General features: G+C 70.7%; 13 protein-coding genes and 5 pseudogenes. 5 read left to right on the forward strand and 13 right to left on the reverse strand.

Features of this window, described 5'->3' with window-relative positions:
• A pseudogene (locus tag MFF56_RS28410) lies at positions 1-101 on the forward strand (IS5/IS1182 family transposase); the annotation flags it as partial.
• A gap of 75 nt (positions 102-176) precedes the next feature.
• Here the strand turns inward: MFF56_RS28410 and MFF56_RS28415 are convergent.
• The 6 genes and pseudogenes from MFF56_RS28415 to MFF56_RS28435 all read right to left on the reverse strand — a co-directional run.
• Positions 177-455, reverse strand: a pseudogene (locus MFF56_RS28415) (cupin domain-containing protein); the annotation flags it as partial.
• Between the two features lie 95 nt (positions 456-550).
• Positions 551-1,300 carry an SDR family oxidoreductase gene (locus tag MFF56_RS28420; protein WP_238231877.1) on the reverse strand — a complete coding sequence of 250 codons (750 nt, stop codon included), beginning with the start codon at positions 1,298-1,300 and terminating at the stop codon, positions 551-553.
• A gap of 202 nt (positions 1,301-1,502) precedes the next feature.
• A complete protein-coding gene (locus tag MFF56_RS28425) occupies positions 1,503-1,958 on the reverse strand; it encodes a carboxymuconolactone decarboxylase family protein (protein WP_238231879.1) in 456 nt (151 codons plus the stop codon).
• A 146-nt stretch (positions 1,959-2,104) separates the two neighbouring features.
• A pseudogene (locus MFF56_RS28430) lies at positions 2,105-2,359 on the reverse strand (transposase); the annotation flags it as partial.
• A gap of 732 nt (positions 2,360-3,091) precedes the next feature.
• Complete coding sequence (locus MFF56_RS32435) at positions 3,092-3,274, reverse strand: hypothetical protein (RefSeq protein WP_308445289.1); 183 nt, start codon at positions 3,272-3,274, stop codon at positions 3,092-3,094.
• Positions 3,275-3,343: 69 nt separating this feature from the next.
• On the reverse strand, positions 3,344-4,114 hold the full coding sequence (locus tag MFF56_RS28435) for an SLAC1 family transporter (protein ID WP_308445290.1): 771 nt from the start codon (positions 4,112-4,114) through the stop codon (positions 3,344-3,346).
• A gap of 195 nt (positions 4,115-4,309) precedes the next feature.
• Here MFF56_RS28435 and MFF56_RS28440 point away from each other — a divergent pair.
• A pseudogene (locus MFF56_RS28440) lies at positions 4,310-4,815 on the forward strand (SDR family NAD(P)-dependent oxidoreductase); the annotation flags it as partial.
• On the opposite strand, the pseudogene MFF56_RS28445 reads toward MFF56_RS28440, so the two are convergent.
• The 7 genes and pseudogenes from MFF56_RS28445 to MFF56_RS28475 form a co-directional block, all read right to left on the reverse strand.
• A pseudogene (locus MFF56_RS28445) lies at positions 4,803-5,172 on the reverse strand (alpha/beta fold hydrolase); the annotation flags it as partial. The pseudogenes MFF56_RS28440 and MFF56_RS28445 sit on opposite strands and share 13 nt — an antisense overlap.
• Before the next feature lie 294 nt (positions 5,173-5,466).
• Positions 5,467-6,357, reverse strand: a complete 891-nt coding sequence (locus MFF56_RS28450; RefSeq protein WP_066919067.1) for a LysR family transcriptional regulator — start codon at positions 6,355-6,357, stop codon at positions 5,467-5,469.
• Positions 6,358-6,475: 118 nt separating this feature from the next.
• Entirely contained in the window at positions 6,476-6,838 is a 363-nt protein-coding gene (locus MFF56_RS28455) for a hypothetical protein (protein ID WP_066919068.1), read from the reverse strand.
• Between the two features lie 29 nt (positions 6,839-6,867).
• Complete coding sequence (locus MFF56_RS28460) at positions 6,868-7,332, reverse strand: nuclear transport factor 2 family protein (RefSeq protein WP_066919070.1); 465 nt, start codon at positions 7,330-7,332, stop codon at positions 6,868-6,870.
• 81 nt (positions 7,333-7,413) lie between these two features.
• Positions 7,414-9,477 carry a 2Fe-2S iron-sulfur cluster-binding protein gene (locus MFF56_RS28465; protein ID WP_066919072.1) on the reverse strand — a complete coding sequence of 688 codons (2,064 nt, stop codon included), beginning with the start codon at positions 9,475-9,477 and terminating at the stop codon, positions 7,414-7,416.
• Between the two features lie 57 nt (positions 9,478-9,534).
• A complete protein-coding gene (locus MFF56_RS28470; RefSeq protein WP_066919074.1) occupies positions 9,535-10,152 on the reverse strand; it encodes a glutathione S-transferase family protein in 618 nt (205 codons plus the stop codon).
• A gap of 179 nt (positions 10,153-10,331) precedes the next feature.
• Complete coding sequence (locus tag MFF56_RS28475; protein WP_066919076.1) at positions 10,332-10,880, reverse strand: cysteine hydrolase family protein; 549 nt, start codon at positions 10,878-10,880, stop codon at positions 10,332-10,334.
• Between the two features lie 411 nt (positions 10,881-11,291).
• On the opposite strand from MFF56_RS28475, the gene MFF56_RS28480 reads away from it, so the two are divergent.
• From MFF56_RS28480 to MFF56_RS28490, 3 genes are all read left to right on the forward strand, one after another.
• Complete coding sequence (locus MFF56_RS28480; protein WP_238231881.1) at positions 11,292-21,446, forward strand: Ig-like domain-containing protein; 10,155 nt, start codon at positions 11,292-11,294, stop codon at positions 21,444-21,446.
• A 129-nt stretch (positions 21,447-21,575) separates the two neighbouring features.
• Positions 21,576-23,408, forward strand: coding sequence for a type I secretion system permease/ATPase (locus MFF56_RS28485; protein WP_082773337.1), 1,833 nt, complete (start codon positions 21,576-21,578; stop codon positions 23,406-23,408).
• Positions 23,408-24,778 carry an HlyD family type I secretion periplasmic adaptor subunit gene (locus MFF56_RS28490; protein ID WP_066927076.1) on the forward strand — a complete coding sequence of 457 codons (1,371 nt, stop codon included), beginning with the start codon at positions 23,408-23,410 and terminating at the stop codon, positions 24,776-24,778. Before MFF56_RS28485 ends, MFF56_RS28490 begins: the two co-directional genes overlap by 1 nt.
• The last annotated feature ends 504 nt before the right edge of the window (positions 24,779-25,282 follow it).

The raw sequence follows: 25,282 nt of genomic DNA on the forward strand, positions 1-25,282 counted from the left end.
GCTTCTTCAGCAAGATCAAGCACTTCCGAGCCGTCGCCACCCGCTACGACAAGGACCCCGACAACTTCCTGGCCAGCGTCAAGCTCGCAGCCCTGCGGGTCCGGCTGCGAGGACAACTTCCTGGCCAGCGTCAAGCTCGCAGCCCTGCGGGTCTGGCTGCGAACTTTATGAGTCTACGACCTAGCGCTGACACCGTGGTGATCACCCGGCATTTCGACAAAGCTCTCGCCGACGCGGAAGACTTTCTCCGGGCCGTCGTTGATCCGGCTGCGCACCGCGCCCTCGATCACTGTTGCCGTGATGAAGGCAGATGCGGCGTGGGTGTGGGACGGTGAGGAACCGCCCGGACCGTACTCGACGAGGACGCCGCGCAGGCTCTTGCCGGGAACCGAAGGTAGTGGATGGTCGAAGATCGTCGTGACGCGGGCCTCGCCCCTCACAATATCAATCGCCATCGCAGGAACGGCGGAGACGGCAACGAGGGCGCCCAGCAGAAATGCTCTGAACATGAAAGGGGTCTTTCTTCGTGGATGGGGAGAAGCGCAGCGGTTCAGGCAGCAGCGAGCCAGCTCTCGAAACGCGCCGGCCCGAGCCGCGCCGCTTCCGTCTGCTCGGGAACAAGCGAACCCTTATCGTGCGCGGCGCCGAAGTAGCGCGCCGCCTTATCGGCTAGCACCTCCCGACGGTCGCCGGTGGATGCGATCGAGTGGGCGACGAAGTCGCGGAACGGCATGCGCTCCGGCCCGGCAATCTCGATCGTCGTGTTGCGGGGAGGAGCAAGCGCGACATCGGCGAGCGCTGCGGCGACATCGACGGCGGCGATCGGCTGGAGGTCGGCATCGGGAACAACGATGCGGTCGCCTGCGACGGACGCCTGGGCAATCGTCGCGACGAACTCGAAGAATTGCGTCGCCCGGACGATGGTGAAGGGCAGGCCAGAAGCCGCGATCAATCGCTCCTGCGCGACCTTCGCGAGGAAGTATCCGTTCCCCTCCAGGCAGTCCGTGCCCACGATTGATAGGGCAACGTGATGTTTCACACCCGCCTCGCGCTCCGCGGCGAGGAGGTTGCGGCTAGAGCGCTCGAAGAAGTCGAGCACCGCCGCGTCCTCGACGGATGAAGAGTTCGATACGTCAACAACGACGTCGGCTCCCGCAAGAACCCTGGCCAAGCCTTCGCCCGTCAGCGAATTCACCCTGCTGCTCGGCGAAGCCGCAACGGCCTCATGTCCTTGTCGCGACAATTCGGCCGTTAGATGCCTACGGATGAGGCCGCTTCCGCCAATCACCACGATCTTCATGATACCCGTCTCCTCTTCGGGAACGGACGGGGCGACTCCTTGCTTTCAGGCGCCCGTTGGACAAATGACGAGGCGGGTCGGTCCCAATGTGACATGCCTTGGAAAAATCAGCACGTGAGACGTGGAACTGCCGCCAGAGATCGATTGACATCCACGGGAAGGGGACGGCGCTGGTGCCGCCCCTGACAGAGCGCAGAACCAACTAAATTTTCGCCTGGACCGGGAGGCGGAAGGGTGAACCAAGGCGGTTAAACGCGTTCATCGCCGCGATGGTGATCGTGAGGTCCACCAGATCTTTGGGCGCGAAGGCCGTGCTTGCGGCCGCATAGGCCTCATCGGAAGCATGCGTATCGCTGACCAGCATGACTTCCTCCGCCCACGCGAGCGCGGCGCGGTACTTTTCAGGAAGCAGGTGGGGCACCTCGGCCCAGACCGGAACCAAGACAACCTTCTCGATTGGCATCGTCTTGAGAAGGTCCCTGGTGTGCAGGGCGATGCAGTACGCGCAACCGTTGATCTGCGACACCCGCAGGAAGATGAGGTGGTTCAGCTCATGGGGTAGATCGGTGCTGGTCGTGATGTAGTGGTGAATGCCATAGAGCGCTTTGCCCCCCTGCGGGGCCACCTCGTTCCAGACCAGTCGCTTGATCTCGCTCATGTCTCATCCTTGTGCTCGGAGAGCCGGAGATCGATGTTCGAAGCTATGACGAACCGATCTGCACGGTTGTGACATGCGATGCCGCATTCTCTCACAAAGCGGATCATCTTCCAGGCGAGAGTATCTACATCCGCTTCCAAGGGGGTCGAGCGGTGGGCCCGGACGTCGCTGCTGTCGATGGCTGCAGCGTCACCCGCCCATCCGGCCTTGGCCAGGGCAGAGAGCATCGCGCGCCAGAAGCCACGACGGGACCAGCGATTGAAGCAGTTGTAGACGGTTGTGCGCTTGCCATACGCGGCCGGGCAGTCGCGCCAGCGGCGGCCTGAGGTAAGCACGTGCAGGATGCCCGAGATAACCTGCCGGTCGTTCTTGCGCTCGGGCCCAGGCTGGTCCTTCGGCATGAACGGCTCGATCACCGCCCGCTGGTCGTCCGAGAGTCAGAACAGATCCGCCATCGCCGCCTCCGCGCTGCAAACGGCGGCGGTGAATCACAAAACCAAAACCCTCGCAACGCCTTGGTCCAGTTCACCCCCTAAAGAACCAGGGCGAGTTCGTCGCGATGGCGGCGAGTGTCTATCTGCACGGCCGGTTGGCGCGTGAGCCCTTCACCCGGGACGAACTCCGCCAGACGTAGCCGTTGTACTACCGCTACCTTACCAAGCTTTTCGGCCCGGCCAGCGCCTGAGGTATTCAACGCGCGAACTGCGCTCTTCATCAACTTCATCCTGCAGACGGCCCGGAGCCATCGCAGCGCCGAGAAATGGGGGCGCCAATGTGCCCGCCCCCGCTGATGTAATGGCCGCCCGGCGCGCGTCTTCTTCAGGCCGTAGAAAAGACTTTCGAAATGGTAGTTCTTGAACTCAGCTTCGGTTCGAAATTTGCACACCTAATATTCGGCTTTGCGCCACATGCGGCTTTCGCACAGAGCTGCGCGAATGGCTGCTTAGCCTTCGGAAGCTGCCATTAACGTGTAACAGCAGGTCCGGGCGGCCACGACGTCCTCGGCAACGAGCCGCCGCCGAAGCAACACGAACAAGAATGCTCCACCGTGATCGGCGGTTGGTTCAAAAGCAAGGCACTTAACAACCGCTGAAAGCAGTCGTCGGGTTCCTTGATGGGATGCCCGGGCGCGCTCACGTCCGAGCTTGGCTGACTGCCGTCGGTGCAGCGAACATCTTGCCCCGCAGCAGTAGCATCACGGTCATGATGGCAAGGCCGAGGACGAGGCCGTTCGCGGCCAGGAACAGCGCCGGAGCGAGGACGGAGAGCGCTCCGGCATCGCCGTGGGCGACCAGGCGAACCGGGGCCGTGGCCATGGCACCGAAGCTGAAGGCCCAGAGCCCAGGGACAGCGCCGGCCTTCGCAATCCAGGGCGCGAGCCGCGCCTAGACCAGGACCTGAAGCAGGCCGTAGCCGATCAGGGCATGCGCGAAGAGGTCCGGCGCCCCGCCCCCGACCGAGAGGTAGGCCATGGCCCCGACCGGCGCGGGCGCCAACTGGATGCCCAGCGTCGGCCGCAGAGCAACAGGCTTCTCGGTCCCGGTCAGCAGGCGGTGGAGCAGCACCGATTCCATCGCGAGCCAGGAGAACAGGCCGGCGCCGAACGCGAGCTGGCCCCAATCGGTGAGACCGAGGACCGCGCCCACAGTAGCCGATACGAAGCTGCCAGCCACGGTCGGCAGATACTGCACCGCGGTCGTGGCAACGTAGTCCCTACCGCCTTGCCAGAGGCCGCCCGTCCGCCAGACCACGAAGCCGAGCGTGAACAGGACGCCGAGGCCGAACAGGACGGTTGCGGCTCCGGCCGAGTAGGGGATGAGCCCGCCCGCGACGAGCATGGTTGCAACGCCGGCGAGGCCGATGAAGCAGCACTGGACCGCATCGACCGCCTCTGCCGCCAGCTTGTCGGGAGCGAGGACGGCCTTGAAGGCATAGAGGACGATGAGCACAACCCAGACCGCGCCGGCAAGGGCGTAGACCGTCTCCCCGACGAGCGCGGACATGTGCCACGCGAGCGCGGCCGCGCGCCAAGCGCCGCCGAGGCCGGACAGCCCCAACACGATGCCGAAGTCGGCGACCGGCGTGTTCGCGGCGACCTCCCTGAGGCGTTGCGCGAGGTGGAGGCGTGGGCCGCCGACGAGAGAGACCGAGTTCATGATCCACCTCCTGCGAAGTCGGGATGTCGTCGGGCGGGCGCTGCGCCCACTACTTCTCGGCCAGGATGATAATGGACTGCGGTCCTGAATTTCATTCCGCTCTCGGTAATGGAGAGGTTCGCGACGCGATGCTTGAGGACGACCGCTCAGCCACCGATCTCGACCTCGTCGAAGCATGGAGAAGCGGTGGTGGAGATGGATAGGACCTGGTTCATCACGGGCTCGTCGCGGGGGCTCGGCCGGGCCTTGGCCCAGGCTGTCGTCGCGGCGGGTGAGCGGCTCTGCGCGACGGCGCGCGATCCTGCCGCGCTCGCGGACCTCGTCGAGGCCGGCGGCGAGCGCGTGCTAGCGGTGCCCCTCGTTGTCAGTGACGAGGCAGGCGCGCGCCGGGCGGTCGAGGCCACGGCGGAGCGGTTCGGTCGGATCGACGTGCTCGTCAACAATGCCGGGAACGGCGACGTCGCGCCCATCGAGGAAACCGACCTCGCCTCGTTCCGCGCGCAGGTCGAGACGAACCTGTTCGGCGTAGTCAACGTCACCAAGGCGGCCATCCCGCTGTTCCGGGCGCAGCGACGCAGCCACTTCCTGCAGGTCTCCTTCATCGGGGGCGAACCGGCGCGACCGGGCGCGGCCCGTACTCGGCCGCGAAGTTCGGCGTGGAGGGGTTCTCCGAGGTTCTCGCCATCGAGATGAAGCCCTTCACCCTCTCGGGGTGCTTGAGGGCGAGGCGGTAGCCGACCGGCGCGCCGTAATCCATCACGTACATCGCGTAGGACTTGGCGCCGCGTTGGCCGAGCAGGCCGTCCACGAGGTCGGCGTAGTGGCCGAATGTGTAGGCGAACTGGGTGTGGTCGGGCGCGTCGCTCTGGCCGAAGCCGCGGTAGTCGGGCGCGATGACGCGGTGGCGGTCCGCGAGCGTCGGGATCAGGTTGCGGAACATGGGAGGAGGTCGGGAATCCGTGCAGGAGCAGCACGGCCGGGCCGTCGGCCGGGCCGGCCTCGCGATAGAAGACCTTCACGCCGTCGACCGTCGCGGAACGGTAGTGGACCGTCGCCAGTGCCTAGGCGGCATCCGCGGCTTGCTCCGCCTTGGCATGAGGGGGAAGGACGGTGCCAGCCGTCGTGAGTATCAGGGCAAGCAGAAGGTGTTTCATCGGTGTCTCCTTTCGTGGGGGCGTAGAGGACCTCGCCGCCTCATGGAGACATCATCGGTGTTCAGCTTGCAGGCGTTAATCGACGTCGTGTGGAAGGCATTGTGGTCGCCTGCGGAACAGATAGGATCGCTTGGTGCCGATGACCTCGGCCAGGTCGAACCGACCCGGACCGAGGCCTCGCATCGACCCTGCGCCCTCTCAGTTGAGCAGCCGGCTTCCCCGGAGCGCCGCGACGGCCATGTCGACGAAGCTCCTGACCTTCGCCGGCGCCTGCCGCCCCTCGGGGTAGACGACATGGATGGGCAGCGGTTCCTCCTCGTAGTCGGCGAGCACGACCTGCAGGCGGCCTTCCATCAGGGCGGAGCCGATCTGGTAGTGCAGCACCCGGGTCAGGCCCCAGCCCGCGAGCGCCGCGGCGATGCCGGCTTCGTTCGTGTTGCTCATCAAGGCGGGATGGACCGTCACGCGCTGATCCTGCGCGAACCGCCACTCCGTCGAGGCCCAGGCGCCCGTGGACATGGCGACGCGGTGGTCCCTCAGGTCCTGCGGTGTCTGCGGGACGCCGTGCCGCTCGAAGTAGTCCGGCGAGCCGCAGACGACGCGGCGCACCGACCCGACCCGCGTAGCCGTGAAGCCGGAATCCGAGAGGTGGCCGATGCGCACGGCGACGTCGATGCCTTCCTCGACGATGTTGACCTGCCGGTCGACGAATAGCGTCCGTGCCGCCATGGTCGGGTAGGCGTCGAGGTAGTCGGTCACGATGGGCAGCACGTGCATGTGGCCGAACAGGACAGATGCCGTCACCGCGAGGGTTCCGGACGGCGTCGCGTAGGAACCTGCGGCGGCAGCCTCGGCCTCGACGATGTCGGCAAGGATGCGCCGGCAATCCTCGTAGTAGCGGCCTCCGGCCTCCGTGAGCTTCACGGAGCGGGTGGTGCGCACGAACAGCCGGGCGCCGACGGTCTCTTCGAGCGCGGCGACGGCCCGCGTCACGGCCGGCGGGCTCATGTGCATCAGGCGCGCGGTCTCGGCGAAACTCGCCGTCTCCGCGACCTTCGCGAAGATCCGCATGGCCTGCCAGCGGTCCATGTCCCTGCTCCCCCGTCCCCAACGGCCCGGCCATCATGGCCTTGACGAATACAGCTGTTCGAGCGGGCGCGCCGCCAAGCCGTCGCGCCATGGTGAACGGCATGTCGGGCCAGGCCGACTAGCCGTCGCGGGCGACCGTGGGTTCAGGGTCCGGCGCCGCTCCGTCGCTGGCGAGCTCTATGGCGAGGCTCTCGATCTCGCGGCAGACCTCGGCGGGGATGCCAGACCACACCGCCCGCGCACGCTCCTCGTGAAGGCGCCCGCCGTCCCGCGAGGCCGCCGCCAGGGCCAGGGCCAGCGCCCGCGACGTGCGCGCGTCGAAGCTCCGGCCGCGGCGCGCGGCGTCGACCTCGACGCCGCACATCCCGAGCCCGCGGGCCTCCGCTTCCCGCCCCGGAGAAACGGGCGGGTCGCGGCCGTCATCGGCCAGGGCGAGCGCGACGGACAGGCGCACGCGCCCGTCCAGGGTGAAGGAAGACATGGCCGCATTCCCAGGCTTCAAAGGTCGGTTCAGAAGCCGAAATGGCTGAGACCCGGATGGTCGTCCGGACGGCGGCCGAGCGGCCAGCGGAACTTGCGGTCCTCCTCCCGGATCGCGTGTTCGTTGATGCTGGCGTGGCGGGCCCGCATCAGCCCGTCCTCGGCAAACTCCCAGTTCTCGTTGCCGTAGGCCCGGAACCACTGGCCGCTGTCGTCGCGGTACTCGTAGGCGTAGCGCACGGCGATGCGGTTGCCGGTAAAGGCCCAGAGCTCCTTGATCAGGCGGTAGTCGAGCTCGCGGTTCCACTTCCGGGTCAGGAAAGCCTGGGCCTCGTCGCGGCTGCTGACGAACTCGGCCCGGTTACGCCAACGGGTGTCGGTCGTGTAGGCCAGGGCGACCTTGGCCGGGTCGCGGCTGTTCCAGCCGTCCTCGGCGAGGCGGACCTTCTCGATGGCGCTCTCTTCAGTGAACGGCGGCAGCGGTGGACGGGACATCGGCTTCTCCTCGGGGTTTTCGGGGTGGAAACGTATCGAGAGGGCGGTCGGCGGGCCGGGACCCTCGGCCATCGGCGCCGGTCAGAGGGCGAGATGGACGGGCCCACTGCCCGCGGCCGGGGTGGCCGAGCAGATCAGCACCTCGTCGTCCGCGCGGGGTGCTGTGGGGGCCTTCGCGTAGGTAACGGCGCCCTTGAGGAGCTTCGTCCTGCAGGTGCCGCAGGTGCCGGTCCGGCAGCTGAACTCCGGGCTGAGGCCGCGGGCTTCGGCGAGTTCCAGCAGCGACCCCGAACCCGGCACCCAGCGCGCCTCCTTCGACGCGTTCAGGAAGGCGACCGGAACTGGCTCCGTCGACGCACGCGGCAGCGTGGCCGCCTCGGCGTCCGCCGGCACGCTCCTGACCAGCGACGAGGGGCCGAAGGTCTCGGCGTGGATGCGGTCGTCGGCGACGTTCAGGTCGCGCAGCCCGTCGTAGAGCGCCTGCGTGAAGGCGGTCGGACCGCAGAGGTAGAAGTCGTAGTCGCCGAACGGCAGCACGCGGGCGAGCAGCGCCATGTCGATCCGGCCAGCGACATCGTAGTCGACGCCCGCCACCGCATCCCCGGGCGCGCTCAGCACCCGCACGACCCTCACCGCGCTCCCGGCCGCGGCGGCGAGCTCGGCCACCTCCCTATCGAAGGGACGCTCCTCCTTGGAGCGGGCCGCCTGGACCAGTGTGGTCGGCCGGATGCCCCGGGTGCGCAGGCCCTCAAAGACGAGGTGGCGCAGCATCGCCAGCAGCGGCGTGATGCCGATGCCGCCGGCGAGCAGCACGGCCGGCCGCTTGGCATGGGCGTCGATGGTGAAGCTGCCGGCCGGCGCCCGCCCCTCGACCAAGTCGCCGACCCGCAGCGTGTCGTGGAGGTGCCCGGACACAGTGCCATCGCGCTTGACGCTGATCCGGTAGACCGCGTCCGAGGGCGCGACCGAGAGCGTGTAGGTGCGGATGACCGGCTTGTCCGCGCCGGGGAGCGGCACACGGATGGGCAGGTGCTGCCCCGCCTGGTGCGGGATCAGCCCGGACCCGTCCGCAGGCTGGAGGTGGAAGGAGCGGATCGCGCGGCTCTCGTCGACGATCTTCGTGACCGTGAACGGGCGCCATTGCGTCGCGAGGTCAGCGGCCCGGAGCCGGTCGGCGGCCGCGTGCCAGTCACCGGTCATCAGGGAGTTCGGCGACCAGCCGTCCGCCTGAAACGTCCAGCGCAGGGGCAGCGCGCCCCGCCGCCGCACGACCCGGCGGGGCCGGAACGTCCAGAGCCGTTCAGCGCCCTGGAAGGCGGCGATCTCGGGGGAGGACAGGACGACCTCGGCGTCGCCCGTCATCTGCAGGAGGTCGCCGGTCTCGAAGTCGGCGAAGACGAGGCCGGCCCGGCCGTTCAGGAGGATGTTGCCGAGCGTGGCGAAGAACAGGTTGCCGGCGAAGTCGGGGACCGTGAGCGTGCCGTCCTCGGCGACGCGAACGAAGCCGGCCTTGCCGCCGCGGTGCGAGACGTCGACCTGGCGGCGGCCGTCGCGCTCGGCGTAGGAGGCGACGAAGAACGTGTCGGCACCCTCGACAATGGCGCGCGCGTCCGCGTCGAGGCCGGCGTTCTCCTCGACGGTTCCAGAAAAGGGCTCGCGCGGGTCGCGGACGAAGGCGAAGTCGCGCAGCTGGATGTACAGCGGGCAGTTGCCGAAGCTCTGGTCGACGGCGAAGTTCAGAACGCCGTCCGCCGCGGCGCGGATGAGGCCGTTGACGCGGTTGCGTCGGCGGGTATGCAGCTCGATCCCGAGCAGCCCGATGGCGTCCCCGTCGCGCAAGCCCGCGCTCGCCGGGTCGCTCGGATCCGGCCGCACCGCGATGTCGAGTGTCGTCGGCGTCGGCGAGGCGATGAACCCGGGACCGCCGGCGACCAGCGTCGCCCAGGCGTCGCCCCGACCGTCGACGCTGCCGGCCACGATGAACGGGATCTGTTCGTAGAACGCGCGGTGTTGGTCGGGCATGAAGTCCCGCACCACCCGGCGCCCGACCTGCTCCATCCGCTCGGCCACGCCGACCTGCTGCTGGATGGCCTTCTCGCCCGGATGCCAGGGCGACGACTTCGTGATGGTCGGACCGTCGCTCATGATACTCTCCCGTCCGGTTCGGGCGGGCGCGCCTGGCGGCGCGACCGCGCGCCAAGGTCACGCGGCGGCCGTGAGGCCGGCCGGCGTCTGAACGAAGGGGACGAAGCCCGGCAGGGCCTCGATCCGGCGCAGGTACGCGTTGACGTTGGCGTAGCCGGAAAGGTCGACGTTGCCCTCGGGGGCGCGCGCCAGGTAGCTGTAGAGCGCCACGTCCGCGATGGTGGGGTGCTGGCCGACCAGCCAGTCGCGACCGGCGAGATGGGCCTCCAGGCGGCCCAGCAGCGTGTGCGCCCGGCCGATCACCTCCTCCGGGTTGAACTTCGCGCCGAACACGGTGACGAGGCGCGCGGCGGCCGGGCCGTAGGCGAGCTCGCCGGCCGCGACCGACAGCCAGCGCTGCACGGCGGCCTCGCCCTCTGCGTCCACCGGCAGCCACTCCGCGCGCCCGAGCTTCCGGGCCAGGTACACGAGGATGGCGTTCGAGTCCGAGACAACCGTCCCGTCATCGTCGAGGACCGGCACCTGCCCGAACGGGTTGAGGGCGAGGAACTCGGGGCGCTTGTGCGCGCCCGCCTTCAGATCGACCTCGATGGCCTCGTGGGCCACGCCGAGCAGCGAGAGGAACAGGCGGGCCCGGTGCGCGTGGCCAGAGAGGGGATGATGGTAGAGCTTCATGACCGTGTTCCCTGAATTTCGGACCGGGCGAAGCCCCGAACCGCAGGGACAAGGTGCCCCGGTGGAAGCACGGCGAGAATGCTCGTCCTTCGCAGTGCATTGTTGTCGCGAGCGGAACAATCCAACGCGAGGGGAGCCGGTCGTCACCGTGCGGTCGGTGCCCGGCCCCCTTCGAGCGGTTACGCCTGCCCCGTCGCGGCCAGGAAGCCGGCGTAGTTGTTGCCGGCGAAGGACAGGTGGTCGCCCATCAGCTTCGCGTGTGCCTCGCCGGTGGCGGACTGCCAGCGAGTGAGGAGTTCCGTGCCGACGGCGACCGAGTTGATCGGCACGATGCCGGCCTGGACCATCCGGGTGATGGCTGCGTCCTCGACGAGCTTGCTCCAGGTGCCGGAGGCGTCGACGACAGCGTAGACGTCGTATCCCGCGTCCTTCGCCGACAGAGCCGCGAAGTCGGCGTTGTCGAAGGCGTCGATCTCGCCCGGCCGATGCACGATGGCGGCGTTCGGCAGGCCCTGCGCCACCACCGGCATGATCGGGCCGTTCGGGCCGTCCGAAGCGCTAGTCATGATCACGGCCGGAAGGCCGTAGACCTGCGCGATGGACACGAGCGCCTTCACGTTGTTCTGGAAATTCGCGGGCGACTGGGTCTGCACACAGTTGGCGAGCCCGGTCTGATGGTCGACGAACAGCACGGCGGCGTTCTCGGCAGTCAATCTCTCGTAGGACATGACGTTCTCGTTCGGGTGGGGCGGCCCCGCTCCGGAACTGCCTGACACCCCGAAGATGCCGTCCCACGTCCGGCGCCACTAGCCGTCTTTCCAGGCACTGTGCGTCCCTGAATGCGGGACGCCGTGATGGCGAGCACGTCCTCGGGCGGGATCATATGGCCACGGCGAAGCGGCTTACCGGCCGAGGCGCTCCATCAGCACGTCCGTCAGCAACATTCTGCCGCTTGGAAATGTCTTTTCCAGAGCGAGAACTTTCCTTAGTCCGGCCTCGACGCAGGTTTGCTTCTGAAATTGGCTGGACTGTCGAGGCTTGACCGGCACGACACACGTCACGCCAACCGCTTCAGCTCAGTATCGCGCCGCAGAAGCCACGGCTTCCGGAAGGCGGGCGATCGAATGGGGAATGCGCTCATGGCCGCCGTCACGCAGACCTTCGAGAACGCGCTCAACCAGACCGGCAATCCGCTCGTCCTCGGCGGCTTCGTCTATGCGCAGCGCAGCTATTCGGGTGCGGCGACAGGCACCCTGGCCGTCCAGAACTTCACCACGCTCTTCAGCCGCGACGCGCAACTCCAGACCGGCCAGGGGACAGGCGTGCAGGTCGGCGTCCTGGACGGATCGGGCTACCTGTCAATCTCCCAGGCCTCCGGCGGCCAGTTCGATTTCGACCAGTTGGACTTCAACAGCGGAACCCTCCTCGGAGCCGCCACCAACACCTACTTCGTCGGATTCAGGAACGGTGTGCAGGTCGTCTCCGGCGACGCGTTCCAGTTGCTCAACCTCAGCGGTCTGCTCGGCGATCAGCAGATCACCTTCGGGGACCGGTGGGATGGCCTGACCGAGGTCCGGATCTTCAACGGCAGCCTTCTCGATCTCAGTCTCGGTCGGCTCGGCTTCCGGATCGACGACGTGGTCTTGAACGACCGGTACGCCCCGGGCGCACCGAGCCTGAGTGCGGGCGTTGCCGTCACTGGTGACAACACCCCGACGCTCACCGGCACGGCCGAGGTCGGCTCGACCGTCGCGATCTTCAACGGTGCGACGCAGATCGGGACCGTCACGGCGGGCGCCAACGGGCAGTTCGCGTTCACGCCGACGACACCGCTGGCCGACGGAACCTACACCCTGACCGCGCGCGCGACGGATGCTGCCGGAAACGCGAGCGTTCCCTCGACCAGCGTCGCGCTGACGATCGACACGGCTGCGCCCGGCGCGCCGAGTGTCACGGCGCCGGCCCTGACCAACGACAGCACGCCCACCATCACGGGCACGGCGGAGGCCGGCACCACCGTCACGCTCCTGAGCGGGACCACCGTGCTCGGCACCGCGGTCGCGGGTGCCAACGGCACCTACACCTTCACCCCCACCACACCCCTGCCTGACGCCACCTACGTCCTGCGCGCCACCACCACCGACGCGGCCGGGAACGTCAGCGGTGCCTCCGCCGCCACCTCCGTGCGGGTCGACACGATCGCCCCCGTCGTCCCCGCCTTCACCTCAGCGGGCGGCACCACCACCGACAACACACCCACCCTCACCGGCACGGCGGAGGCCGGCGCCACCGTCACCATCCTCAACGACACCGCCGTGCTCGGCACAACCGTCGCCGGCTCCAACGGCACCTTCAGCTTTACGCCCACGACGCCCCTGCCGGACGGTCCCCTCAGCCTGACCGCCCGCGCCACGGACGCGGCCGGCAACGCCTCGCCCACCTCCGCCGCGCTCGGCCTGACCATCGACGCAACCGCCCCGGCCGCCCCGGTGCTGGCCGCCTTCACAGGCCCCACCAACGACACCACGCCGACCATCACCGGCACGGCGGAGGCCGGTGCCACCGTCACGGTCCTCAACGGCACCACCGTGCTCGGCACCGCAATCGCCGACGCCAACGGCGCCTTCAGCGTCACGCCCGCCCTGCCGCTGCCGCAGGGCACCGCGAGGCTGACGGCCACCGCCACGGACGCGGCCGGCAACACCTCGGTCCTCTCGGCCGCCACGCCGGTCACGATCGACACCCTGGCGCCGGCCGCCCCCGTGCTCGCCGCCTTCACAGGCCCCATCGGCGACACCACCCCCGACATCACCGGTACCGCCGAGGTCGGCGCCACGGTGACGGTCACGAGCGGCGCCACCGTGCTCGGCACCGCGGTGGCTGGAGCGGACGGCCGCTTCACCCTCACGCCCACCGGGCCGCTGCCGCAGGGCACCAGCACGCTCACGGCGACCGCCACGGATCTCGCCGGCAACACCTCGCCGGCCTCCACGGGCATCGCGGTCACCGTCGACTCGGCCGCGCCGGCCGCCCCGGTGATCACGACCGCGCCGGACAGCACCAGCGACCCCACGCCGACCATCACCGGCACGGCCGAGGCCGGCGCCACGGTGACGGTCCTGAACGGCACCGCAGTTCTAGGCACGGCAGTGGCCGACACCGGCGGCGCCTTCAGTTTCACGCCCACCGCCCCGCTGGCGGACGGGACGCTCACGCTGACGGCGACGGCGCGCGACGTGGCCGGCAATGTCGGCCCGGCCTCGGCCGCGGTCGCGCTAACCATCGACACGGCCGCGCCCGGCGCCCCGACGCTGAACGCGCTGCCGGCCACGACCGCGGACAACACGCCCGAGATCAGCGGCACGGCGGAGGCCGGCGCCACCGTTACCATCGCCAACGGCACCACCGTGCTCGGCACCGCGGTCGCCGGCGCCAACGGCGCCTTCACCTTCACGCCCGAGGTCCCGCTGCCCTCCGGTCCCTACACCCTGACGGCGACCGCCACGGACGCCGCCGGCAATACCGGCCCGGCCTCGAACGCGGTCGTGACCGCGATCACGGCGCCGGTCGTGCCCGACACCACGCCGCCGGCGCCGCCGGTGCTGGACGCCTTCCCGACGCCCACCAACGACACCATGCCGACCATCACCGGCTCGGCCGAAGTCGGCGCCGTCGTGACAATCACGAACGGCCCCGTCGTCCTGGGCTCGGCCATCGCGGGCGCGGACGGCAGCTTCAGCTTCACCCCCACGACGCCGCTGACAGACGGCGCCACCACCCTCACCGCCGTCGCGCGCGACCTGGCCGGGAATCCGTCCGGCGCCGCCACGGTGACGGTCACCATCGACACCGCCCCGCCCGCCGCGCCCACCTTCACGACGCCCGCGGCCAGCACCGACGCCACCCCCGCCATCACCGGCACGGCCGAGGCCGGTGCCGCCGTCACCATCGCCAACAACGGCACCACCCTCGGTACCGCGGTCGCCGGCACCAACGGCACCTTCACCTTCACCCCGGCCGCCCCGCTGGCAGAAGGCCTCAACAATCTCACGGCGACCGCCACCGACGTCGCCGGCAACACCTCCGCCCCCGTCACGGCCACGCTGACCGTCGACACGACCGGCCCGGACGCCCCGGTGCTCAACCCCTTCCCGGCGCTGACCCCCGACAACACGCCCGCCATCACCGGCACGGCGGAGGCCGGCACCACCGTCACCATTGCCAACGGCACCACCGTGCTCGGCACCGCGGTCGCCGACACCAACGGCGCCTTCAGCTTCACGCCAACGACCGCGCTGGCGGACGGCACCCTGACGCTGACTGCGACCGCCGCGGACGCGCTCGGCAACGTCTCGGCCGTGTCCGGTTCGGTCACGCTGACCATCGACGCGACCGCCCCGGCCGCCCCCGTGCTCGACACCTTCCCGACGCCCACCAACGACACCACGCCCGCCATCACCGGCACGGCGGAGGCCGGCACCACTGTGACCATCGCCAACGGCACCACCGTGCTCGGCACGGCGGTGGCCGACGGCAGCGGCAGCTTCAGCTTCACACCGACCACGCCGCTGCCGCAGGGCACCAGCACGCTTACGGCGACCGCCACGGATCTCGCCGGCAACACCTCGCCGGCCTCCACGGGCATCGCGGTCACCGTCGACTCGGCCGCGCCGGCGGCCCCAGTGATCACCACCGCGCCGGGCAGCACCAGCGACACCACACCGACCATCACCGGTACGGCCGAGGTCGGCGCCACGGTGACCATCGCCAACAACGGCACCGTGCTGGGCACGGCGATCGCCGACGCCAACGGCGCCTTCAGCTTCACGCCGGCCGCGCCGCTGCCGGACGAGACCCTCAGCCTGACGGCGACCGCCGCGGACGCGCTCGGCAACGTCTCGGCCGCATCCAGCCCGGTCACGCTGACGATCGACACGAGCCCGCCGGCCGCCCCGGATCTGGCCGCCCTCCCGGACGCCACCAACGACACGACGCCCCTCATCACCGGCACGGCCGAGGCCGGCACGACGGTGACGCTGCTGAACAACGGCGTCCCGATCGGGACCGCTCTGGCCGATGCGGACGGCCGCTTCAGTCTCACCCCCGGGACGCCGCTGACGGGGGGCGCCAACAGCCTGACGGCGACAGCCACCGACGCGGCCGGCAATACCGGCACGGCCTCGTCCCCGGTCACGCTCACGGTCGATCTCTTGGCGCCCGGCGCGCCCGTTCTCACCGCCTTCCCGAACCCGACCAACGACACCACGCCCACCATCACCGGCGCGGCGGAGGCCGGCGCCACGGTCACGATCGCGAGCAACGGCACGACACTCGGCACGGTCGTGGCCGGCACCGACGGCGCTTTCAGCTTCACGCCCACGACGGCGCTGGCGGAGGGGGCCAACAGCCTGACGGCGACCGCCACGGATGCGGCCGGCAACGTCTCGCTCGCAGCGCAGACGCCGCTCCGCGTTGATCTCACCCCACCGCCGGCCCCGGCCGTCGATCCCCTGCCGGCCACGACCGGCGACACGACGCCGACCATCACCGGCACGGCCAAGGCCGGCGCCACCGTCACGGTGCTCAACGGCAACGTCGTGCTCGGCACGGTCGTGGCCGGCGCGGGCGGCGCCTTCAGCTTCACCCCGACCACGCCGCTCCCGGTCGGCACCGCCAGCCTCACCGCCACCGCCACGGATGTGGCTGGCAACACAGGTCCGGCCTCCGCGACGATCGTCCTCGAGATCACGCCGCCCCCGGTCGCGGGTGACACCACCCCGCCGGACGCGCCGGTCCTCACCGCCTTCCCGAATCCGACCAACGAGAGCCAGCCCGCCATCACCGGCACAGCCGAAGCCGGCGCGACGGTGACCATCGCGAGTAACGGCGCCGAGATCGGATCGGTCGTGGCCGGCCCGAGCGGCACCTTCAGCTTCACGCCGACGACGTCGCTGCCGGAGGGCGCCAACACCCTGACGGCCACCGCCACGGACGCGGCCGGCAACACCTCGCCGGCCGGGCAGACGGTGCTGACGGTCGATCTGACCCCGCCGGCGCCCCCCGTGCTCGGCGCGCTGCCGCCCGCTACCGACGACAGCACGCCCACCATCACGGGCACGACCGAGCCGAACGCCACGGTGACCATCGCCAACGGCACCACGGTGCTGGGCACGGCTGTCGCGGACCCGGCGGGCAATTTCAGCTTCACCCCGAGCGCCCCGCTTCCGGCGGGCACCGCGAGCCTCAGCGCCACCGCCACGGATGTCGCCGGCAACACCGGCACGGCCTCGGCCGCGGTGCCGGTCGTGATCACGGCGCCGCCGGTCGGCGGAGGCGACACCACGCCGCCGGACGCACCGGTCCTGACGGGCTTCACGGCACCCACCAACAACACCACGCCGACCATTAGCGGCACGGCGGAGCCCGGCGCGACGGTCAGCATCGCGAACAACGGGGCCGAGATCGGATCGGTCGTGGCGGACGCGAACGGCGCCTTCAGCTTCACCCCGACCACGCCTCTGACGGCGGAGGGCAACAGCCTGACGGCCACCGCCACGGACGCGGCCGGCAACGTCTCGCCGGTCTCGACCGCGGTCGCGCTGACGATCGACACGACGCCACCCGCGGCGCCCACCCTGACCGGGCTGCCGGCCACGACGGACGACACCACGCCGACCATCACGGGCACGACCGAGCCGAACGCCACGGTGACCATCGCCAACGGCGGCACGGTGCTGGGCACCGCGGCGGCTGACGAGGTGGGCAATTTCAGCTTCACCCCGACCGCCGCCCTGCCGGCGGGCACCGCGAGCCTCACCGCCACCGCCCGAGACGTGGCCGGCAACACCGGGCCGGCCTCGGCCGCGGTCAGCCTGCTGATCGACCCCGGAATCGATGCGCCGCCGACCGCCACCCTCACGGTCGCCACCACGGCGGACGGCGTCATCAACGCCGCCGAGGCCGCGGCCACGGCCTTCACGGTGACCGGCCTCGACACGGGCACCACGGCGAGCGCCAGCTTCAGCGCCGGCGGCACCACCGTCACCGTGCCGGTCGTCGCCGACGGCAGCTACGCCGCCGACCTGTCCGGGCTGACGGGCCCGGTGAGCACGAGCCTGGTGCTGACCGGACCGGCCGGCACCACCGCCACCGTGACCGGACCGACCCTCGCGCTCGACACCGTGGCACCAGCGGGCACCGCATCCGCCAGCACGGCGGACGGCCCGGCGGTCGCGAGCTTCACTTACACGGTCAGCTTCCCCGAGGCCGTCACCGGGGTCGGTGTCGACGACTTCCTGCTCACAGGCACGAACGGTGCTGCCGGCACCATCACGGGCGTCACCGGCTCCGGCGGCAGCTACACCGTCACCGTAGCGGGCGTCACCGGCTCGGGCATCCTGACGCTGGGCCTCGCCCCGGCCTCGGACATCGCCGACCTCGCGGGCAACGCCGCGACCCTGGTCCCGGCGAGCCGCGACGTCACCGGCATCCCGCCGGTCCAGCCGGTGATCACGGGCTACAGCGACGATACCGGCGTGCCCGGCGACAACGTCACGAACGACAACACGCCGACGATCCGGGGCATCGGCGCCCCCGGCGCGACCGTGACGCTGACCGCCATCGCCGCGGGCGCGGCCGTCACGGCCACCGGCGCGGTGGCGGCCGACGGAACCTGGACCGTCGCCCTGCCGGCCCTCGCGGACGGATTCTACAGCATCACCGCGACCCTGACGGCCGCCGACGGCGGCGCGATCGGCACCTCCGGCCCGCTCGCGCTGACGATCGACCGCACGCTGGACAGCGCCCCCACGGCCACGCTCGGCCTCGACGCCACGGCGGACGGCGTCATCAACGGCGCGGAGGCCGGCGCGGTCGGCTTCACGGTGGCGGGGCTCGATCCCGGCACCACCGGCACGGTCACGTTCACGGACGGCATCCGCCAGACGAGCGAGACCGTGGGCGCAGACGGCACCTACACGGTCGATCTCAGCGGCTTCAGCGGGACGGTGAACGCGACGCTCGGCCTGAGCGACGCCGCGGGCAACGTGGGCACCGTCCCGGGCGGATCGCTCACCGTCGCGACCGGCCTGCCCGGCGCGCCGGTCATCGCGGCCCTGGCGGAGGATACCGGCCTGCCGGGCGACGGGCTCACGTCCGACACGACGCCGACGCTCTCCGGCGGGGCCGATCCCGGCACCACGATCCGCGTCACGGTCGGCACGCCGGCCGGCCCGGTGACGGTGGAGGCGCAGGCCGACGCGGGCGGTGCCTGGACGGCGACCCTCCCGGCGCTGGCGGACGGGGCCTACGCGGCGACGGCGGTGGCGATCGACGCCGCCGGCAATGCCGGCCCGGCGAGCGATCCCTTCCCGATCCGCATCGACGCGACGGTGCCGGCCGGCACGGCCGTGGCCGACGCCGCGGGCGGCCCGGCGGCGCAGAGCTTCACGGTCGCCGTGAGCTTCCCCGAGGGCGTCTCGGGTGTCGGCGTCGAGGATTTCGTGCTCACCGGCACGAACGGGGCCGCGGGCACGATCTCCGCGGTCACGGGCTCGGGCGGCAGCTACACGGTCACCGTGACAGGGGTCACCGGGACCGGCACCCTGAGCCTCGGGCTCGCGCAGGGCTCTGACATCGCGGACGCGGCGGGCAATCTCGCGAGCCTGGTCCCGGCCACGCGTCCGGTGGCGGTCGGCCCGAGCGCCGCGCCGCCGACCATCACGGGCTTCACCGACGATACCGGCGTGCCCGGTGACGGCATCACCCGCGACGCGACACCGACGCTCACCGGCACGGGCATCCCGAACGGGACCGTCGAGGTGCGCTACGACGGCGCCCCGGGGGCGCCCGCGCTCACCGGCAACGTCGCACCGGACGGCACCTGGAGCCTCGCCGTGCCGACGCTGGCCGACGGAACCTACGTCTTCTCGGTGACGACCCGGAGCGCCGACGGCGCGCTCGCGAGCGCCACGGCGGACGCCCTGCGGCTGACGATCGACACGGTGGCCGACAGCCTGCCGGCGGTCGCGCTCAGCCTCGACGGGACGGCGGACGGCGTGCTCGATCCGGACGAGGCCGCGGCGGCGACCTTCACCCTGACGGGGCTCGACGCGGACGCGGCGGCCGTCGTCACCTTCACGGACGGCACCCGCACCGTCACCGCGAACGTCGCCGCGGACGGCGCCTACACGGCCGACCTGTCGACGCTCAGCGGCACGGTGACCGCCTCGGTCACTGTTTCCGACGTCGCTGGCAACATCGCCTCGGCCAACGGCAATGCGGTGGTCGTCGGCGCCCAGCCGGGCGGCGGAGGCGGCAACGGTGGCGGAGGAGATGGTGGCAGCGCAGGCGGTGACGGTGGCGGGGTCGTCACGCCGCCCCCCGCACCGGCGACGCCGGTGATCGCCGGCATTCAGGACGATACCGGAACCCCGGGCGACGGCGTCACCGCCGACGCGACGCCCACGGTCTTCGGCACCGGCACGCCCGGCTCCTCCGTGACGATCGCCTTCACCGATGCCGGCAATCCGCGCTCGGTCACCGGCACGGTCGGCGCCGACGGGTCCTGGCAGGTCGCCCTGCCGGCGCTGGCGGATGGGACCTACAGCCTCGTCGCCACGACGGCCGACGGCGCGGGGACGGCCTCGGCCCCCTCGCAGGCGCTGCCGATCACCATCGACACGGTGGTGCCGACGGCTCCCGTCCTGGAGGGCGCCGTGGGCCAGACCGGCGGCAGCGTCGCCGACCCGACGCCGGCGCTCACCGGCACGGCCGAGCCCGGTACGACGGTCGAGGTCGTCATCGACACGCCGACCACGCCGGTCGTCGTCACCGGCGTCGTCGGCTCGGACGGCCGCTGGACCGTCGAGGCTCCGACGCTCGCCGACGGCAGCTACGGCGTCACCGTGACGGCCGTCGACACGGCCGGCAACCGCGGTCCGGCCGCCGGACCGGTCACGCTGGTGATCGATACGACCCCGGGCGACGGAACGGGCGGCGGGACAGGCGACGGCGGCGTGACGCCGCCCGGCTCCGGCCTCGGCGAAGAGGGCGGCCCGGCCCTCGTTGCGGACCTCAACCAGACGGTGACGCACGCGCCCGCCATCACGGGCAACCTGCTGGCGAACGATGCGGGCGGCGGCCTGCAGGTAACGGCGGTGCGGTTCTCCGACGGGCTCACGGTCGCGGTGCCCAGCGAGGGCGCGGCCCGGGTGGTGACGGATTTCGGCACCCTGACGGTGTCGGCGGACGGCAGCTACAGCTACCAGGCTATCGGAGCCAACAACCTGCCGGTCGGCTTCGGCGACCGCCAGCACTTCACCTACACGGCGGCGGATGCCGCGGGTCGCACCGCCGAGTCCACCCTCGACATCCAGCTCGACGGCGTGCGCCCGCAGGCGAGCGCCAGCTTCGACTTCTCCTTCACGCAGGCGAAGGTGGGGCTCGCGGGCGAGGCCCTGGTCCTCGTCGGACCGGACGGCGTCGTCACCGACGTCAGCGGCATCGACACGCTGAACTTCACCGACGGGCAGATCCAGAACAACGACGGCAACCGCCTCGTCGATGACATCTATTACTACGCGAAGAACCTCGACGTCTGGCAGGCGCATGTCGATGCCGACCTGCACTACGCGGTCTTCGGCTGGCACGAGGGGCGCGACCCGAACGCCTACTTCCGGACCGGCCAGTACCTCGCCGAGAACCCGGACGTCGCCGCCGCCGGCGTCAACCCGCTCGAACACTACCTGCAATCCGGCGAGCGGGAGGGGCGCAGCCCCGGCGCGGACTTCTCGGCCGAGGCCTATCTGCACTCGAACCCGGACGTGGCGGCTTCAGGCTCCGGGGCGCTCGCCCACTACCTGAACTTCGGCCGGGCCGAGGGCCGCACCGTCTACGCCGGGGAGAGCGACGGGCCCAACCCGGCGATCGGCGGGTTCGACGCGAGCTTCTACCTCGCACAGAACCGGGACGTCGCGGCCTCGGTCCCGGCGGGCGTGACCCCGGAGAGCTACGCCCTCCAGCACTACCTGAACTACGGGGCGGCGGAGGCGCGGAATCCGAACGCGCTCTTCGACACGGCCTTCTACCTCCAGCAGAACCCGGACGTCGCCGCGACCGGCGAAAACCCGCTGCTCCACTACCAGGAGGTGGGATGGCACGAGGGCCGCAACCCGAGCGCCGCGTTCGACACCGATGCCTACCTGGCGCGCAACCCCGACGTGGCGGCGGCCGGCATCGATCCGCTCGCCCACTACATCCAGTACGGGCTGCAGGAGGGCCGCGCGCTGGCCTGAGGCGGGCGCGCCCGGTCGCCGGGCGCGCCCCCCACTCGGCATCGGTGACGCTCGACACCGGTGCATCCTTCGCCGGACGCGGCGCGGGCCCCCTCTCCCGCAGGGGCGCGGGGACCCCGCGCGGCTCGGATGCCGCGTCCGAAGCCATCGACCACCTCCCATCCCCTCAGCGTTCGAGAGTGTACCGTGATCGCCAAACAGGGACGTGCCGAACTCGCGGCGGCGCTGGCACCGTGCCGGACCGCCTTCCTGGGGACCGCCCTGATGAGCGGGCTCGTCAACCTGCTCTATCTCACCGGCTCGTTCTTCATGCTGGAGGTTTACGACCGGGTCATCCCGAGCCGCTCGATACCGACGCTCGTCGGCCTGATGGTGCTGGCCCTCGTTCTCTACGGCTTCCAGGGCGCGCTCGAGACGCTGCGCGCCCGCGTGCTCGCCCGGGTCGGGGCAAGCCTCGACGAGGCGCTCTCGGCCCGGGTCTTCGACCTCGTCGTGCGCGCACCCCTGAAGGGCGCCCCCCCGGGCGACGGCCTGCTTCCCCTGCGCGACCTCGATCAGGTCCGTGCCTTCCTGGCGGGCGCCGGCCCCGGCGCCCTCTTCGACCTGCCCTGGATCCCGATCTATCTCGCGGTCTGCGTTCTGTTTCACCCGCTGATCGGGCTGGCGGCTCTCGGCGGCGCCTGCGTGCTCGCGCTGATCACCTTCACCACCGAGCGCACCACTCGGGAGCCGGCGCAGGCCGCGACTGGGCACGGCCTGCGCCGCAACGGGCTCGCCGAGGCCGGACGGCGCAACGCCGAGGTGCTGGCAGCCCTCGGCATGCAGAGCCGGCTCTCCGCCCGCTGGGCCGTGGCCAACCGCGCGTACATGGACGCGCAGGCCCGCGTGGCCGACGTCGCGGGCGGCCTCGGCGCCGTCTCGAAGGTCTTCCGCATGGCCCTGCAATCGGGCGTGCTGGCGCTGGGCGCCTGGCTCGTCATCCGGGGCGAGGCGAGCTCCGGCGTGATCATCGCCGCCTCCATCCTGGTCTCGCGGGCTCTCGCGCCGGCCGAGCTCGCCATCGCCAACTGGAAGGGCTTCGTCCAGGCCCGTCAGGCCTGGGGCCGTCTCGCCGAGCTGTTCGCCCGCATCCCGGCCTCAGGGCAGCCCCACGCCCTGCCGGCGCCGGCCCGGGAACTCGCGGTCGAGGGCATCAGCGTCGCCCCGCCCGGCACGATGCGGCTCGTGGTGCAGGATCTCGGCTTCGTGCTGAAGGCCGGCCAGGCGCTGGGGGTGATCGGCCCCTCGGCCTCGGGCAAGTCCTCGCTCGTGCGCGCCCTCGTGGGGGTCTGGCCACCGGGGCGCGGGAAGGTCCGCCTCGACGGGGCGGCCCTCGACCAGTGGTCGAGCGCGGACCTCGGACGCCATCTCGGCTACCTGCCGCAGGAAGCCGAGCTGTTCGCCGGCACGATCGCGGACAATATCGGTCGCTTCGAGCCGGAGCCCGATCCCGCGGCGGTGATCGCGGCCGCGGAGGCGGCGGGCGCACACGAGCTGATCCTGCGCTTGCCCGAGGGCTACGACACCCGGATCGGGGAAGGCGGCGCGGGCCTGTCCGCCGGCCAGCGCCAGCGGATCGGCCTCGCCCGCGCGCTCTACGGCAACCCGTTCCTCGTCGTGCTGGACGAGCCCAACGCCAACCTCGACAACGAGGGCGAGGCGGCGCTGACCGAGGCGATCCTGGGCGTGCGCCGCCGGGGCGGCATCTGCGTGGTGGTGGCCCATCGCCCGAGCGCGCTCGCCGCCGTCGACCTCGTGCTGATGATGGCCGAAGGTCGCGCTCAGGCCTTCGGCCCGAAGGACGAGGTCTTCCGACGCGTACTGCGCCCGGCGCCCGCCCCGCCGCCGACCATCGTGCCCGAGCCCGAATCCAATCCCATTCCGGCCCCCGCGCCGGTCCCTGTCCTGCAGGAGAGCGCCTGATGGCCGCGAGTCTCAACCCGGCCGGCCCGGCCACCCTCCTGCTCGATCCGACCGCCCGTCCCGGACCGCCGCGCCCGCGCGCCCAGGCCGCGATCCGCCGCCACCTCGCACAGGCGCTCGGGCTGTCGAGCGCGCTCGTCCTCGGGGTCGGCTCCTGGGCGGTGCTGACCCAGATCGCCGGCGCGGTGATCGCGCCCGGCCAGCTCGTGGTCGAGTCCGAGGTGAAGAAGGTCCAGCACCCGACCGGCGGCGTCGTCGGCGAGCTGCGGGTGCGAGAAGGCGCGCGCGTCCAAGCCGGCGAGGTGCTGGTGCGCCTCGACGAGACCCAGACGCGGGCGGGCCTCGACATCGTGCTGAAGGCGCTCGACGAGCTCGCCGCGCGCCAGGCCCGCGACGAGGCAGAGCGGGATGGAGCGGCGGCGATCGCCTTCCCGGAGGATCTCTCCGCCCGCGCCGGCTACGACCGCACGGTCGCCAACCTGCTGGAGGGCGAGCGGCGGCTTTTCGCCGCCCGGCTCAGCGGGCGCGAGGGCCAGAAAGCCCAGCTCCGCGAGCGCGTCGCCCAGCTGCGACAGGAGATCACCGGGCTGACCGAGCAGGCTGGCGCCAAGACGCGCGAGATCGCGCTGATCGGCACGGAGCTCAAGGGCGTGCGCGAACTCTACGAGAAGAACCTCGTGCCCTACGCGCGGGTGACCGCGCTGGAACGCGACGCTGCGAGGCTTGAGGGCGAGCGCGGCCAGCTCACGGCCTCGACCGCGGCGGCCCGTGGCAAGATCACCGAGACGCAGCTGCAGATCCTACAAGTCGACGGCGATATGCGGACCGAAGTCGGCAAGGACCTCTCGGAGATCCGGGCCAAGCGGTCGGAGCTCGTCGAGAAGCGGGTGGCGGCCGAGGACCAACTGAAGCGTGTGGACCTGCGCGCGCCGCAGGACGGGGTGGTGCACCAAATGACCGTGCATACGGTCGGCGGCCTCGTGATACCGTCCGAGCCCGCTATGCTGATCGTGCCCTCCTCCGACCAGCTCGCCGTCGAGGTCCGGATCCAGCCGCAGGACATCGACAGCGTCCAGCTCGATCAGCGAGCGGTGCTGCGCTTTTCTGCCTTCAATCAGCGCACAACACCTGAGATCGACGGTCAGGTGACCCGCGTCTCGGCCGACGTGAGCCAGGATCCCAAGACCGGACTGAGCTACTACACGGTTCGCATCGGCGTCGCGGAGGCCGAGCGGGCGCGTCTCGGCAGCCTGAGGCTAGTACCGGGCATGCCCGTCGAGGCTTTCCTGCAGATCGGTGAGCGCTCAGTGCTCAGCTACCTCACCAAGCCGCTCACCGATCAGATCGCCAAGGCGTGGCGGGAACGGTAGAGTCCCGATCCTTCTTGATCCCAGGCCGCCGCTGCAGAGACCACCCAGGATTGGTGCGCAACCAAACAAGACTAGGGCGAACTCTTGACTCCTTGCAGATGTTAGGGTCGCCTTTTCCGAAGGTCCGGATGAAGTGGATGAGCAGCCATCGGCGAAAAGGTGCAACGGACCTGACCGCCGTTGATCGCAGACGCATCCCATCTTGGTGTTACGGGAGCGGAGGCGCCAGCCGTTGGGCACCAGAAGCGGCTGTTATAGCCTCAGCCTATCGCGAAGAGGTGGGGCGTACATTGGTGCGCTGAGCTCCGGACAAGCCCACACGTGCCATCGACGTGGTGCTCAATCGCAGTCAGGACGTTATTCAACGAAGCATGGAAGGCAGGAATGCCATCGAGACGGCATCCACGCTCCGGTAGAATCACAAAGGACTCGTTCGGCCAAGCTGACTCTAGGATCAGGCCGAGATGGTGGCCAGAGCAATCGTATAGGGTCCACTCAGTGCCG

This window comes from Methylobacterium hispanicum, from assembly GCF_022179285.1.
Classification (GTDB): domain Bacteria; phylum Pseudomonadota; class Alphaproteobacteria; order Rhizobiales; family Beijerinckiaceae; genus Methylobacterium; species Methylobacterium hispanicum.